10 protein-coding genes are annotated in these 13,190 nt (G+C 69.0%); 7 read left to right on the forward strand and 3 right to left on the reverse strand.

Annotated elements, in window-relative coordinates; all coding sequences use genetic code 11:
- The first annotated feature begins 4 nt into the window (after positions 1-4).
- Both FIF60_RS08915 and FIF60_RS08920 read left to right on the forward strand, forming a co-directional pair.
- Positions 5-2,077: an ATP-binding protein gene (locus FIF60_RS08915; protein ID WP_144185722.1), complete on the forward strand. Its 2,073-nt coding sequence runs from the start codon at positions 5-7 to the stop codon at positions 2,075-2,077.
- Positions 2,078-2,145: 68 nt separating this feature from the next.
- Entirely contained in the window at positions 2,146-3,129 is a 984-nt protein-coding gene (locus tag FIF60_RS08920) for a helix-turn-helix transcriptional regulator (RefSeq protein ID WP_144185723.1), read from the forward strand.
- Between the two features lie 9 nt (positions 3,130-3,138).
- Here the strand turns inward: FIF60_RS08920 and FIF60_RS08925 are convergent, their stop codons facing one another.
- Positions 3,139-4,158 (reverse strand): dienelactone hydrolase family protein, encoded by a 1,020-nt coding sequence (locus FIF60_RS08925; RefSeq protein ID WP_239451562.1) that lies wholly within the window; start codon positions 4,156-4,158, stop codon positions 3,139-3,141.
- 116 nt (positions 4,159-4,274) lie between these two features.
- Between FIF60_RS08925 and denD the strand changes: the two genes are divergently transcribed.
- From denD to FIF60_RS08950, 5 genes are all read left to right on the forward strand, one after another.
- Positions 4,275-5,258 carry a D-erythronate dehydrogenase gene (denD, locus tag FIF60_RS08930; RefSeq protein WP_144185724.1) on the forward strand — a complete coding sequence of 328 codons (984 nt, stop codon included), beginning with the start codon at positions 4,275-4,277 and terminating at the stop codon, positions 5,256-5,258.
- Between the two features lie 171 nt (positions 5,259-5,429).
- Positions 5,430-7,217 carry an adenylate/guanylate cyclase domain-containing protein gene (locus FIF60_RS08935; protein ID WP_144185725.1) on the forward strand — a complete coding sequence of 596 codons (1,788 nt, stop codon included), beginning with the start codon at positions 5,430-5,432 and terminating at the stop codon, positions 7,215-7,217.
- Positions 7,218-7,255: 38 nt separating this feature from the next.
- Positions 7,256-8,143, forward strand: a complete 888-nt coding sequence (locus tag FIF60_RS08940; RefSeq protein WP_158639129.1) for a phosphatase PAP2 family protein — start codon at positions 7,256-7,258, stop codon at positions 8,141-8,143.
- Positions 8,140-9,138: a G1 family glutamic endopeptidase gene (locus tag FIF60_RS08945; protein WP_158639130.1), complete on the forward strand. Its 999-nt coding sequence runs from the start codon at positions 8,140-8,142 to the stop codon at positions 9,136-9,138. The genes FIF60_RS08940 and FIF60_RS08945 overlap by 4 nt, the downstream gene beginning before the upstream one ends.
- Before the next feature lie 98 nt (positions 9,139-9,236).
- The gene (locus FIF60_RS08950; protein ID WP_144185728.1) at positions 9,237-10,220 is read left to right on the forward strand and encodes an MBL fold metallo-hydrolase; all 984 of its coding nucleotides are present in this window, start codon (positions 9,237-9,239) and stop codon (positions 10,218-10,220) included.
- A gap of 37 nt (positions 10,221-10,257) precedes the next feature.
- On the opposite strand, the gene FIF60_RS08955 is transcribed toward FIF60_RS08950, so the two are convergent.
- Positions 10,258-11,208 carry a restriction endonuclease gene (locus FIF60_RS08955; protein ID WP_144185729.1) on the reverse strand — a complete coding sequence of 317 codons (951 nt, stop codon included), beginning with the start codon at positions 11,206-11,208 and terminating at the stop codon, positions 10,258-10,260.
- A 13-nt stretch (positions 11,209-11,221) separates the two neighbouring features.
- Positions 11,222-13,159, reverse strand: coding sequence for an RNA polymerase sigma factor RpoD (gene rpoD / locus FIF60_RS08960; RefSeq protein WP_144185730.1), 1,938 nt, complete (start codon positions 13,157-13,159; stop codon positions 11,222-11,224).
- Positions 13,160-13,190 lie beyond the last annotated feature (31 nt).

Consider the following 13,190-nt stretch of genomic DNA (forward strand, 5'->3'; position numbering starts at 1 on the left):
AGTCATGGATGCAGGCGAACAAAAGGTGATCATCGGCTATGGGCTCGCAGCACTTGCGGACCTGCCGAGGAAGTCGCGCCGGGCCGCCGCGCTTGCCGCCTGGGCCGCGAGCTTCGAGGATGCGCTCGGGCTCGCCACGCGCGCCGGGGGACGCGCCAAGGCCGCGCAGGCCGACCTCTTCGCCGGCGACCGCTCCGAAGCCGATGCTGCCGCCGTCAAGCGCCTGGGCGAGCGCCTCTCCCGCCGTGCGTCGATGCTTGCCCGCCAGCCGCGCTCGCCTCTCTCCGCCCGGCTAGAGACGCTCGCCTCCGCCGCAGGGCTCGATGCGCACGAGACGGCGATCCTCGGCCTCGTGCTGCGCTATCGCATCCACCGCCCTGTGGAGCGGCTGTACGACGTGCTGTCGGAGGCGATGGGCGGGGAGATGCGGCTCTCGGCCGACATTCCGCTCATCTCCCTTCTGCTCGGCCTGCCTCCCTCGGTGGTCGAGCGCAGGCTTGGGCCTGGAGCGCCGCTTCGCGCGGCCGGGCTGGTCGGCGTCGAGCCCGATGGCGGCCTCAGGGTGCTCGAGCGGCTGCGCCGGCGGCTCGGTGACCCGCTCGACATCCCTCCCGCCTCCGCCCGCGCCGCCGCCGCCGGGCTTCTCGGGCCGGCGATGGCGCCGAGCCTCGGCCTTGCCGAGTTCGAGCATCTCGGCCCCGGTGTCGCGCACGCCGCGCAGCTTCTCCGCGCCGCCCTGCGCACCCGCCGGGCCGGCACGCACATCCTCCTCTACGGCCCGCCCGGTACGGGCAAGACGGAGTTCTGCAAGACGCTCGCCTCGGCCGTCGGCGTGCCGCTCTTCGCCGTCGCCGAGGCGGACGAGGAGGGCAACGAGCCAGGCCGAACCGAGCGCCTGGCGGAGATGCGCTTCGCCCAGCGCCTTCTCTCCGCAGGCTCGCCCGCGCTCCTGATGTTCGACGAGGCGGAGGACCTGTTCGACGGCGGCTTCGGCGGGCTGTTCGGCGGCGAGCGCTCGCGCGCGCACCTGCTCCGCCTGCTCGAGGGCACGCCCGTGCCGATGCTATGGACCACCAACAGCGTCGAGGCGCTGGGCCCGGCCGTCGTGCGGCGGATGACCTTCGCGCTCGAGATGCGCGTACCGGAGGCCTCGGTGCGCACGGCGCTGTGGACGCGCGAGCTCGCCCGTTCCGGCATCGAGATGGAGGGCCGGGAGATCGCGAGGCTCGCGCGCGAGGTTCCGGCGGCACCGGCGATCGCTGTCTCCGCCGTCGCCGCGGCGGCGATGACGGGCGGCGGCGCGGAAGCGGTGCGGCTCGGCGCGCTCAGCGTCAGCCGGGCGATGGCGGGCGGCGCCCTGCCTCCTGCCGAAGCCGAGACGGAACAGGAGTTCGACCCCGCTCTGACCGCGGCGGACCATGACCTCGAGCAGCTCGCGTCGAGGCTCGCGCGTCCCGGCGCGCCGCGCGCGGTGTCGCTGCTTCTCTCCGGCCCGCCCGGCACGGGCAAGAGCGCCTTCGCCCGCCACCTCGCCACGCGGCTCGGCCTGAAGCCGATGCTCAAGCGCGCCTCCGACCTCCTCTCCTGCTATGTCGGCGGAAGCGAGAAGGCGATCGCCGCGGCCTTCACCGAGGCCCGCGAGCGCGGCGGCTTCCTGATCCTCGACGAGGCGGACGGACTGCTGGCAGACAGGCGGTCGGCCACGCAGGCCTGGGAAGTGACACAGGTCAACGAACTGCTGACCTGGATGGAGCATCACCCGCTTCCGTTCGCCTGCACGACCAATCTGCCCGACAGGCTCGACCCGGCATGCCAGAGGCGCTTCCTCGTCAAGATCGGCTTCGCGCCGCTCGAGGCGTCGCGCGCGGCGCTCGCCTTCGCGCGCTTCTTCGGCCGGCCCGCGCCGGCGGCACTCGCCGCCCTGCCTCCGCTGGTTCCGGCCGATTTCGCACTCGCCGCGCGGAAGGCGCGGCTGATGGGAGAGGAGGACGACGATGCCTCGGTTCTCGCCCTGCTTCGTCAGGAGGCGGCCGGCCGTGGCGCTGCGGAACCGATCGGCTTCCGGTTGGCCGGATGAGCGCTGTTGCCTCCGTCGCCGGACGGTCATAATGGAACCCTATTGAGCAAGGGGGGAATTCGACAGCGATGCACTATCTCAAACTCGAAACAATTCTGCGCCTCGCGCTGGCATTCCAGGGGACGCGCGAAGGCCTCTCGCTCGGCGACATCCAGAGGGAGTTCTCGGTCGGCCGCCGCACGGCGGAGCGGATGCGCGACGCCGTCGCGCGCGTCTTCCCGCAGTTCGAGCGGTGCGACCAGGGCGAGCGCGTCCGCCGCTGGCGGCTGCCGCAGGGAACGCTCGGCGGCCTCGTCGCGCTCGGCGCGGAGGAGCTTGCCTCGATCGAGGCAGCGGCAGCGGAATGGCGCGGCCGCGGGCTCGACGAACGCGCCGTGGCGCTCGACCAGGCGGCGGCGAAGCTGCGCGCCATGGCGCGGCCGGAGCATCTGCGCCGCGTCGAGCCCGATCTCGAGGTGCTGATGGAGGCGGAAGGTTCTGCCCTCCGCCCGGGGCCGCGGCCGAGCTTGCCGGACGGGCTGATCGGCCAGCTCCGCCGTGCCATCCTCGCCTGCCTGCCTGTCTCAATGGACTACCGCTCGCGCAGCGCCGCGGCGGCCTCGCGCATCACCGTGCACCCTTACGGCCTGCTCTACGGCAGTCGGCCCCTGCTGGTGGCCGCGCCGGAACCGTGGACGGAGCCGAGGCTCTACCGGCTCGACCGCATGAGCAGCCTCGAGCTCGGCAACATCCCCTTCCTGCGCCGGCGGGATTTCTCGCTGCAGGATTTCGCCACCCGCGCCTTCGGCACGTTCCAGGAGGAGCCGTTCGAGGTCACTCTTCGCTTCGCTGCCGACACGGCGGACGAGGCCGCGCAGTGGCGCTTCCACCCGACGCAGTCAGCCGAGCGCGACGGCGACGGGCGCCTCATCGTGCGCTTCCGAGCAGGCGGCGCGCAGGAGATGTGCTGGCACATCTTCACCTGGGGACGATCGGTCGAAATCCTCAGCCCGGATGGGCTGCGCAGCCAGCTTCGCGACTTGCTGGCCGCCGCGCTCGCGCACCACGCCTGAGGGCGGCCGTCACCCCGCGCCGAACACGCCTGCGAGGAAGCGGCCGAGATCGGCGTTGCTGCGGGCGCGGACCGCCGGGTCGGCGTTGATCAGGTACGGCTTGTTCTCGACGCAGAGGCCCAGGATCATCATCCGCGACAGCCGGCCCGACATCTCGAGCCCGCTGTTGAGGTCACGCACCGCGCCGTCTCGCGCGAGCTGGATGTTGCAGCCATTGAGCAGCCGCCCGATCCGCCGCGGGCCCCAGCCGCCGTCCCACTGGTGCGCCGCGCCTTCGTAGGCGATGACCTCCACGCGGCTGCCGCCCTCGCGGAACGTCCGCGCGGTCTCGTTGCAGCGCGCGGGGTCGATCAACTCGTCATCCGTGCCATAGAGCATGAGGAGCGGCGCGCCGGTGGTGCGCGGATCCTCGAAGCGGGCGATGCAGGGGCCGTAGAAGGCGGCATGCGCGGCGAAACGCTCGCCGTTCGGAGCGAAGGCGCGGGCGGCGTTCTCGTTGAGCGCGTACATCGTCGCCATCGCACCATAGCTGAAGCCGATCAGGGCAATGCGCTTCGGGTCCGCCTCGCCGCGTTCGACGAGCCAGCGGAAGCCGGCATAGGCATCGGCCAGCATCATACTCTCGGTGATGTTCAGCAGCCGCTCGGTGAAGGACGTGCCGCGGTCACGGCGCGCGGCGAAGGCATCGACCACGAGCGCAGTGATTCCCATCGCCGCGAACTGCCGGCCATAGGTGCGTTCGCGCGCCCACAGCACGCCGCCCGATCCGTGAAGGAGGATGACGGCCGGCGGCGGTGGGGCGCCAGCGGCGCGGCGGGCCGGAAAGAGCGTGCCGGTCGCCTCCGTCTCGGGGGCGCTTTTCCAGAGTGCTTCCTGCGGGGTGAACGGGCTCGTGCTCGGCCACGTCACCTCCCTTCCCTCCGGCAGCCCATCGCCGTTCGGCCAGGCGCGGTTCAGCGCGCCGAGATCCGCCGCCTGCGCGGCCGTGGCTGCGACCATCATCGCGAGCGCGGCAAATGCCCTCAGCATCGATCCCTCTCCCTGAAACGGCTCGCCGAAGCCGGGGCGGCGCCTCCCCTCGGCGCTTGCGCCCGGGCGCAGTGCGAGCGATGAACGTGGCGATCATAGCGGGGGAGGCAACGCCGATGCGGGTGACGATCACGGGAGGAGCGGGGTTCCTCGGCCGCAAGGTCGCCGGGCGCCTCGCAACCATGGGCAAGCTCGGCAAGCGCGACATCACCGCGATGACGCTGTTCGACGTGGCTGAGCCGAAGCCCCCCGCCGGCGCCGCCTTCCCCGTCGCCTGCCTGACCGGGGATATCGCCGACCCTGCCGATGCCGCGCGCCTCGTCGATGCCGGAACCGGTGTGGTCATCCATCTCGCCGCCGTGGTCTCGGCCCAGGCTGAGGCGGATTTCGACCTCGGCTGGCACGTGAACCTCGACGGCACCCGCACCCTGCTCGAGGCCTGCCGTGCCTCGGGCGCGAAGCCCCGTGTCGTGTTCACCTCCTCGGTCGCGACCTTCTCCGGCGGGCAGGAGGCGGTGATCGACGAGGCGACGCGGCCGGTTCCGGGCAACAGCTACGGGGCGCAGAAGGCTGCCGGAGAGCTTCTGATCCACGACTATTCGCGCAAGGGCTATATCGACGGGGTCTCGCTCCGCCTGCCCACGGTGGTGGTGCGGCCGGGGCGGCCGAACCGGGCGGCGAGCAGCTTCGCGAGCTCGATCCTGCGCGAGCCCTTCCTCGGCGAGGAGGCGTTCCTGCCGGTGCCGGAGAGCTTCGCGCTCTGGATCGCCTCGCCGCGCGCCGCGACCGACTGGCTGATCCACGCCGCAACGCTCGACGGCAAGGCGCTCGGCCTCGACCGCGGCATCAACCCGCCCGGGCTGACCGTGACGGTGCGCGACATGATGGAGGTGCTGCAATCGGTCGGCGGCCACGCGGCGATGCGGCTGGTCAGCCGGGTGGAGGACAAGGAGGTGGAGGCGATCGTCGGCACCTGGCCGGCCCGCTTCCGCGACGCCCGGGCGAAGGCGCTTGGGTTCCGCGCGCATGAAGGTCTCGAGGCTCTGGTGCGCGCCTTCCTCGAGGACGATCTCGCCGAGACGAAGGCACTGCGGGGGTAGCCAGGCCGGCGGAGCGGACGTTCCCGCGGGGCGGCCACGCCGATCGGTGCGATTTCGCACGCAAAACGAACACGCGCTGCATTAAGGTTGGCTAGGACAGCAGGGGACGCCGCAGGGGCTGGACTCCCGCCGTCCCTCTTGGACGACCACATTCCAGACAGGCGAAAGGTAATGACAGCCGTTGGTGTGCACGAGCCGCAGGACATCCTGACACGCCGCGCGACGGCGCTCGCCTTCCTCGATGTCGCCGGCTACGCCCGACTGACCGAGCGTGACGAGGAAGGAACGGTCCGGCGGTGGAGCAGCGTGCGGCGCGGCGTCATCGAGCCGCTTGTCGACGCCTATCGCGGCCGGGTGGTGGACCGGGCGGGCGACGGGCTTCTGCTTGCGTTCCCTTCCGCCGATGACGCGATCGATTGGGCGGCTTCCGTCCAGAAGGCGCTCGGCGAGGAATCGCAGGACGCGTCTCTCCCGGTTAGGATCGCGGTCCATTTCGGCCAGGTCCTCGAGGGTACGCAGGGCGACATCCACGGCGCCGACATCCACACCGCGCAGCGGCTCCAGTGCTATGCCGAACCCGGAAGCATCGTGGTGTCGCGCGCCGCGGCCGACCAGGCGCGCTCGCCCCTGCCCGGCCGGGTGACCGACCTCGGGCCGCTGCATCTCCGCCATATCGCCGAGCCGGTGCGCGCGTTGAGCGTTCGTTTGGCGCGGCCGCAGGCGCTCGACATCGCCGCCGTGGCATCGGAAGCCGGCCGGCGCTCCGGCAGGCGCGACCCCGGCCCCTCCGTCGCGGTCCTGCCGTTCCGCGACACCGCTGCGCCGGAGGGCGATGACTATTTTGCAGGAGGGATGATCGAGGGAATCCTCCACGTACTCTCCGGCCTCGACGGGCTGACCGTGATCTCCCGCGGCTCGACCCACGCCTATGGCCCGGAAGCCTCGCCGCTGGATGTCGGCGAGGCGCTCGGCGTGCAGTACGTGCTCGGCGGCAGCCTGCGTCGGTCCGGTGACCGCCTCAGGATCACGGTCGAGCTCAGCGACGCGCGGACGGGCGAGCTCATCCGGACAGACCGTCACGACGGGCAGGCCAGCGACCTCTTCACGCTGCAGGACCGCATCTCGTTGCAGGTGGCGACCACGCTCGCGCCGGAACTGCGCGAGCGTGAGATCCGCCGGGCGATGCGCCGGCATCCCGACAGCCTCGATGCCTATGATCTCGTCCTTCAGGCACTCGCCCACCTGCAGCGGCTCGAGCCCGCCTCCTTCGCGACGGCGCGCGCGCTTCTCGGCCAGGCGCAGCTCGAGGATCCGACCTACGGGACGGCTTTCGCCTACATGGCGTGGTGGCACATCCTGCGCATCGCGATGGGGTGGTCTCCCGACATCGCAGAGGACGCGGAGGAGGGGCGCAGGGCTGCCGTGTCCGCCATCCAGCGAAACGGCAACGACGCGCTTGCGCTCGCCGTCAGCGGCTATGCGATCGGCTACACGCTGAGGGATTTCGAGACCGCCGGCGGTCTGCTCGAACGGGCAATCGCCGTCGGTCCGAACTGTGCGCCGGCGTGGGGGTTCAGCGGGGTGAACCACGGATGGATGGAGGATGGGCCCCAGGCGGTCGCGCATTGCCTGCGCGGCGTGCGCCTCGCGCCCTACGACCCGATCGGCTTCCTCTACTACCATTACCTTTCGCAATCGTACTATGTGAATGGCGACTACGAGAGGGCGGTGGCGTGGGGCAGGCGGTCGGCCGCACTGAACCCGCGCCACACCCCGAACCTCCGGACCATCCTCGTCAGCCTCGTGGCGCTCGGTCGGATGCAGGAAGCATCCGAGACCGCGGAGCGCATCCGCGAGACGGAACCCGAGTTCACGCTCGAACGGTTCATTGCCCGAACTCCGCTGCGCGGCCGCCTGCTCGAGAGCTTCGTATCGAGGTTCCGCGCCGCAGGTTTCTGAAACGGCACGATCGGCGTGCCACACACCAGGGGGAAATCATGGGTGCGAACACAGCGAATACCGCCAACACGGCAAACACCGCCAACACAGGCCATGCCGGCATTCTCGGGGGCTCCGGCGGCGCGATCTTCGCCGACCGAGTGGACTTCCCCTTCGTCAGTGAAGCCGCGACGAGCACGCTCAACCTCCCGAACGACGGGTTCAAGGCATGGTCCGCGCAATGGCTGGCCTGGCCCATCCTCGTCCGCTTCCTCGAAACGGACTGGAAAATCGGCCTGATTGCCACGGTGAAGCGCTGGGACCAGCTCGGCATCAATGATCCGATCACTGGCAAGCCTATCCCGGCCGACGAGATCGAACCGCTGATCCGCCTTGCAGAGGATGAGAGGGCGGACGCGCTGGCCGAGATCTTCGGCCAGGACGCCGAGTTCCTCTCCGAGTTCATGTGCCTGCTCACCATCACGCCGAGCTCGCACCCCTGCACCTACCTGGTGCTCCAGACTGCGTGCGCGGTCGCAACGGCCGCGGTGATGCACCTGAAGGCCATCTACAACAGGCCGCGCCCGTCCCAGGTTTGCCCGGCCCTCTGCCCACCCATCCCCGTGCCGGGACATGCCTCCTATCCCAGCGGGCACGCGACGCAGGCGACGCTGATGGCGCTCTGCATCGAGGAGATCGTCACCGGCACACCCTATGCCGGCATCGCGAGCGGAGCCGGAACGCGGCCGTCGCCGCTGCACACCCTGGCGAGAAGGATCGGCCGCAATCGCGAGATCGCCGGCTTGCATTTCCGAAGCGACACCATCGCCGGCGAGATCCTCGCCGGGCACCTCAAGCCGAAGCTCGTAGCGGTGCTCACCGAGCATGGGGCCCACCCGCGGACCTCGCACAAGCTCTTCGCCACGGCGAAGGCGGAATGGTCATGACCTTCACGACACTCCAGGAGATCGGCGTCTCGGCACTCGCGGGTGGCCTGGTGCCGCCGGTGCCGTCGCCAGGCCTGCCAAGGATCGCTGCCATGCGTGCGCGGATGGAGGCCGTGTCGAACGCGCAAGCCGCGCCCGCACCGCTCGCACCGAAGGATTTCGCGCCGGATCCGAACTTTCCGCCGGCAGCAGCCGCGAGCCCTGCCGACCGGCCACGCGTGCGGAACGCCACACAGCCCGATCGGCGGCCGGCCGAGCAGGTCATGCCGTTGCGCCGTCGACGGGCGAGCAACACGAGCTGGAACTGGTCAGGTGCGGTGACGCTGCCGCGCTACGGCGAGCGCTTCGAGGAAGTCTGGGGCGCATGGACCGCGCCGATGGCGGAGAAACGGCCCGACACGGCCCTGCCGCAGCTCTGCTCCGTCTGGGTCGGCCTCGACGGGTATCGTCGCAATGCGCCGTCGATGCCCCAGGTCGGGACCATGCACGGCTTCGACGAGAAGGGACAATGGGTCAACTATGCGTGGCACCAGTGGTGGGTGCGCGGCAAGCACCACCCACCTGTCGTCATCGCACGGCTTCCCGTTGCGCCGGGCGACAGCATGCTCGCCTGCCTACACCGCGTGGATGATGGCAGGGCCGTCGAGATCCACATCGCCAACGAGACCAGATCGGTCCTCGTCGCCTACCGCCTTGCCGCGCCGGATCCCGCCGAGTTCCCGGTCGCCGGGAAGTCGGCGCAATGGATCGTCGAACGGCCCATGAAGATGGACGGCACGACGCTGATCGCGCTGCCTGCCTTTCGCACCGTTGCGTTCTCCGATTGGGCAGCCGAAGGCGATCACGGCCTCGGCGAGGCGCGCCGCGTGACGCCGATCCGGATGATATCGCGTGCCGCCGTACTGGGCGGACAGAGGCGTAGGAAACTCGCCGCCGCCGCGACACGACGCGCGCCAAGACGCGGCGAGGGTCTGACGGTGGAGTCCGTGGAGTAGTCGTTCCGCACTGGCGGCTTGCGCATGCGGCGACGATCGGGGTCTCCTGTCATCGCCGCCGCGAACACTCGGTCGCGCGGCCCGTGATGGGAGACACCATGTCTGACAACGCCCCCCCCCCGTCGGTCAGCCGCCGCCTGATGCTGGCCGCCGCCGCGACCGCGCCGCTTCTCGGCATGCGCGCCGCCGATGCCGCAGCACCATTCCTCAACACCAACGCCCCGCCCTTCTACCGGTTCCGGCACGGCGTGTTCGAGATCACGGTGGTGAGCGACGGCCCGCTCGTTCTGCCGACGCTCGATGTCGTGCTCGAGAACGCACCGAAGGCGGATGTCGAGCGCATCCTCCGCGAGAACCGGATGCCGACAGACAAGTGGATCGGCCCGCAGAACGTCGTCGTGGTCAACACGGGCCGGCACTTGGTGCTCATCGACACTGGCATGGGCGACCGGTCGAAGGCGCTCGGGCCGGACAACGGGCATCTCATCCGAAACCTCGCGCTGGCGGGCATTGACCCCGCGGCGATCGACGTCGTTGCGATCACGCACGCCCATATCGACCATTGCTGGGACATCGTCGACGCCCGCGACAGGCTGAACTTCCCCAATGCCCGCGTGGCGATCGCGATGAACGACTACGAGTTCTGGACGCAGGAGTCGCTTCTGAACGATCCGGCAGCGCGCGACTTCGTGCTCTATACGCGCACGAACCTGCTGCCGGTGCGGGACAGGATCATTCCGGTGCGCGACGGGACCGAGGTCGTGCCCGGGATCACGGCGATGGCGTCAGCCGGCCACACGATCGGCCACCATTCCTACGTGATCGAGAGCGAGGGCAAGCGCCTCGTCAACATCGGCGACGTGTTCCACCACCACGTCCTGCTTCTGCAGAATCCGCAGTGGCACAACATCTTCGACAGCGACAAGGCGCAGGGGGCAGCGACCCGCCAGCGCGTGGCCGGCGAGCTCGCCGCGAGCGGCACGCGGGCGGTCGTCTATCACTTCCCCTTCCCGGGCGTTGGCTCGATCGCGCGCCATGCCAACGGCTTCATCTGGCTGCCCGAACCGATCTTCGAGGGGTGACTTAGATCGGGCGGTGGCATGCCACCGCCCGGTTTACTTAGGTATCGAGGTCTTCGAAGAAGTCCTCGTCGAGGCGCTTGATTTCGATACGCTCGACCACTCGACAGCCGACACCGAAGCGAATCATCAACGCAGCGAGTTGTTCGCCGTCGACAAGGACGATACGAGTTCCGAGTTGCTCCGCGGTATCGCGCGCGGCACGCGAAAAGGCGCTCGTTGTTACGAACAGACCCTTGCTAGCCTTCTTAAGGTTCAAGCTACCAAAGAACTCGCGTATCGCGGCTGGCCCGACGTCATTGCCGGCCGCATAGCGCTTCGCCTGCACGAATACCCTATCGAGCCCGAGTGCGTCTTCATCAATAACGCCATCCACACCGTCGTCACCGGAACGCCCCAAAGCGCGCGCGGCCTCTCTCCGGGAGCCGCCGTACCCCATCGCGAGCAGCAGTTCGATTACAAGCTTTTCAAAGGCGCCAGGCGTCATCGCTCGCAACTTCGAGAGCAATTCCGTCGTCAGGACGGCAATCAGCGCCGCCTGGGCCTGAGCGATCGCCTCGTCGGGATTGGCAGGCCCTGAAAGCGCCTCTGACAACTCGTTGGTCGTCTCCACGGCATTTGATGGCAGCGTCTCGGCATCCCCACGCCTGCTTCTAGTTCGAAATTCTCGGAACTCGGGGAACTGCATGAGAAACTTGACGTCGATGCGTTGAGGGCCCGTTCCCAATACGTCACGTCCTCGTGGAGTTATTCGGAACCAGGCACGTTTCGGCTGCTCAACGAGGCCTGCAGCTTTCAGAAATGTCTTTGCCCAATGCACACGGTTTCCGAATACGGTGTTGGAACTGGCGGGGTTCAGAAGGCTTCGCTCACCAGGCGACAGCTCGAACTGATCGGCAAGCCGAGAGATGGCATCCTTTACTTCGATGTCGCCCGCTGCGGCTAGCCTGAGGACAGGCAGCATCAGCGTCTGAAAATCCGGGATCGCCACGGGTCGACTGGCGTCAATCCTCGAGGAAGCTCCTCAACTTCCTCGACCGGCTCGGGTGCTTCAGCTTGCGCAGCGCCTTCGCCTCGATCTGGCGAATGCGCTCGCGCGTCACACTGAACTGCTGGCCCACTTCCTCGAGCGTATGGTCGGTGTTCATGCCGATGCCGAAGCGCATGCGCAGCACACGCTCCTCGCGCGGCGTGAGGCTGCCGAGAACACGCGTCGTGGCCTCGCGGAGGTTGGCCTGGATCGCTGCGTCGAGCGGGATCACGGCGTTCTTGTCCTCGATGAAGTCGCCGAGGTGGCTGTCCTCCTCGTCGCCGATCGGCGTCTCGAGCGAGATCGGCTCCTTGGCGATCTTCAGCACCTTTCGCACCTTCTCGAGCGGCATGCCGAGCTTCTCGGCCAGCTCCTCCGGCGTCGGCTCGCGGCCGATCTCGTGCAGCATCTGGCGCGAGGTGCGCACCAGCTTGTTGATTGTCTCGATCATGTGCACGGGGATGCGGATGGTGCGCGCCTGGTCGGCGATCGAGCGGGTGATCGCTTGGCGGATCCACCACGTCGCGTAGGTCGAGAACTTGTAGCCGCGGCGGTACTCGAACTTGTCCACCGCCTTCATCAGGCCGATGTTGCCTTCCTGGATCAGGTCGAGGAACTGCAGGCCGCGGTTCGTGTACTTCTTGGCGATCGAGATCACGAGGCGGAGGTTTGCCTCGATCATCTCCTTCTTCGCCCGCGCGGCGTCGCGCTCGCCCTTCTGAACCGTCTGCACCACGCGGCGGAACTCGCCGACCGGCAGGTGCACCTCGGTCGCGATCGCGCCGATCCGCGCGCGGATCTCGGCAACCTCGTCGGCATGCTTGGCCGCGAAGGTCTTCCACGCCTTCCCCGGAAGCGCGCCGACGCGCTCGATCCAGCCCGGGTCGAGCTCATGGCCGCGATACTGCGAGAGGAAGTCGTCGCGTTTGACCTTGGCGCTGTCGGCAACGCGCAGGAGCTGGCCCTCGAGCGCGTTCAGGCGCGAGTTGAACTCGCGCAGCTGCTCGACGAGCTGCTCGATGCGGGCGTTGTTGAGGTGCACCTGCTCGACGAGCTTGGTCACCTCCTCCTTGGTCTTCTCGTACTTTGCCTCGGCCTGCTTCGTCGGCTGCGTGCCTTCGGAGAGCAGCTTGAGCCGGGCCTCCTGCAGCTTGGCGAGCTTCTTGTAGCTGGCCGCGATCTCCTCGAAGGTCTGCAGGACCTCGGGCTTCAGCTTCTCCTCGAGGGCGGAGAGCGACATCTGCGCGCCCTCGTCGTCATCGAAGCCTTCCTCGCCGGCTGCTGGCTCCTCGGAGACCTCCTCGGTCTCGGCGGGAAGCGCCGCGGCCTCGCCGGGCGCGCCGCCGGAATTGGTCGCCTCGAGGTCGATGATGTCGCGAAGCAGCATCTTCCCCGCCTGCAGCGCGTCGTGCCAGGCGATGATGGCGCGGAACGTGAGCGGGCTCTCGCAGAGCCCGCCGATCATCATGTCGCGGCCGGCCTCGATGCGCTTGGCGATGGCGATCTCGCCCTCGCGGGAGAGGAGCTCCACCGTGCCCATCTCGCGCAGGTACATCCGCACGGGGTCGTCCGTGCGGCCCATCTCGGCCTCGTCGACATTGCCCGTCGAGCCCTCGCCCTCCTCCTCGGCCTCGGCCTTGGCGGCCGGCGCGGCGTCGGGGTCCTCGGTCTCCTCGCTCTCGACGACGTTGATGCCACGCTCCGACAGCATGGCCATGGTGTCCTCGATCTGCTCCGACGAGACCTGGCCCTGAGGCAGGGCGGCGTTCACCTCGTCATAGGTGACGTAGCCGCGCTCGTTGCCGCGCGCGATCAGCTTCTTGACGGCGATCGACTGGACGTCGAGCAGCGCGCCATCGGCGAGGTCTTCGGCCGCCTGGTCGGTCGGGGCAGCGGTCGCGGGTTTCGCCATCGGCATCACCTCTCCAGCTCATGGTCCGGGA

Origin of the sequence: Elioraea rosea (assembly GCF_007644105.1) — a bacterium.
Classification (GTDB): domain Bacteria; phylum Pseudomonadota; class Alphaproteobacteria; order Acetobacterales; family Acetobacteraceae; genus Elioraea_A; species Elioraea_A rosea.

Bases quoted from the DNA above. Each gene is read 5' to 3' on its own strand.
- FIF60_RS08945 (WP_158639130.1), top strand. From the start codon at position 8,140: ATGACCTTCACGACACTCCAGGAGATCGGCGTCTCGGCACTCGCGGGT.
- FIF60_RS08940 (WP_158639129.1), top strand. From the start codon at position 7,256: ATGGGTGCGAACACAGCGAATACCGCCAACACGGCAAACACCGCCAAC.
- rpoD (WP_144185730.1), bottom strand. From the start codon at position 13,159: ATGGCGAAACCCGCGACCGCTGCCCCGACCGACCAGGCGGCCGAAGAC.
- FIF60_RS08915 (WP_144185722.1), top strand. From the start codon at position 5: ATGGATGCAGGCGAACAAAAGGTGATCATCGGCTATGGGCTCGCAGCA.
- FIF60_RS08950 (WP_144185728.1), top strand. From the start codon at position 9,237: ATGTCTGACAACGCCCCCCCCCCGTCGGTCAGCCGCCGCCTGATGCTG.
- FIF60_RS08935 (WP_144185725.1), top strand. From the start codon at position 5,430: ATGACAGCCGTTGGTGTGCACGAGCCGCAGGACATCCTGACACGCCGC.
- FIF60_RS08920 (WP_144185723.1), top strand. From the start codon at position 2,146: ATGCACTATCTCAAACTCGAAACAATTCTGCGCCTCGCGCTGGCATTC.
- denD (WP_144185724.1), top strand. From the start codon at position 4,275: ATGCGGGTGACGATCACGGGAGGAGCGGGGTTCCTCGGCCGCAAGGTC.
- FIF60_RS08925 (WP_239451562.1), bottom strand. From the start codon at position 4,158: ATGCTGAGGGCATTTGCCGCGCTCGCGATGATGGTCGCAGCCACGGCC.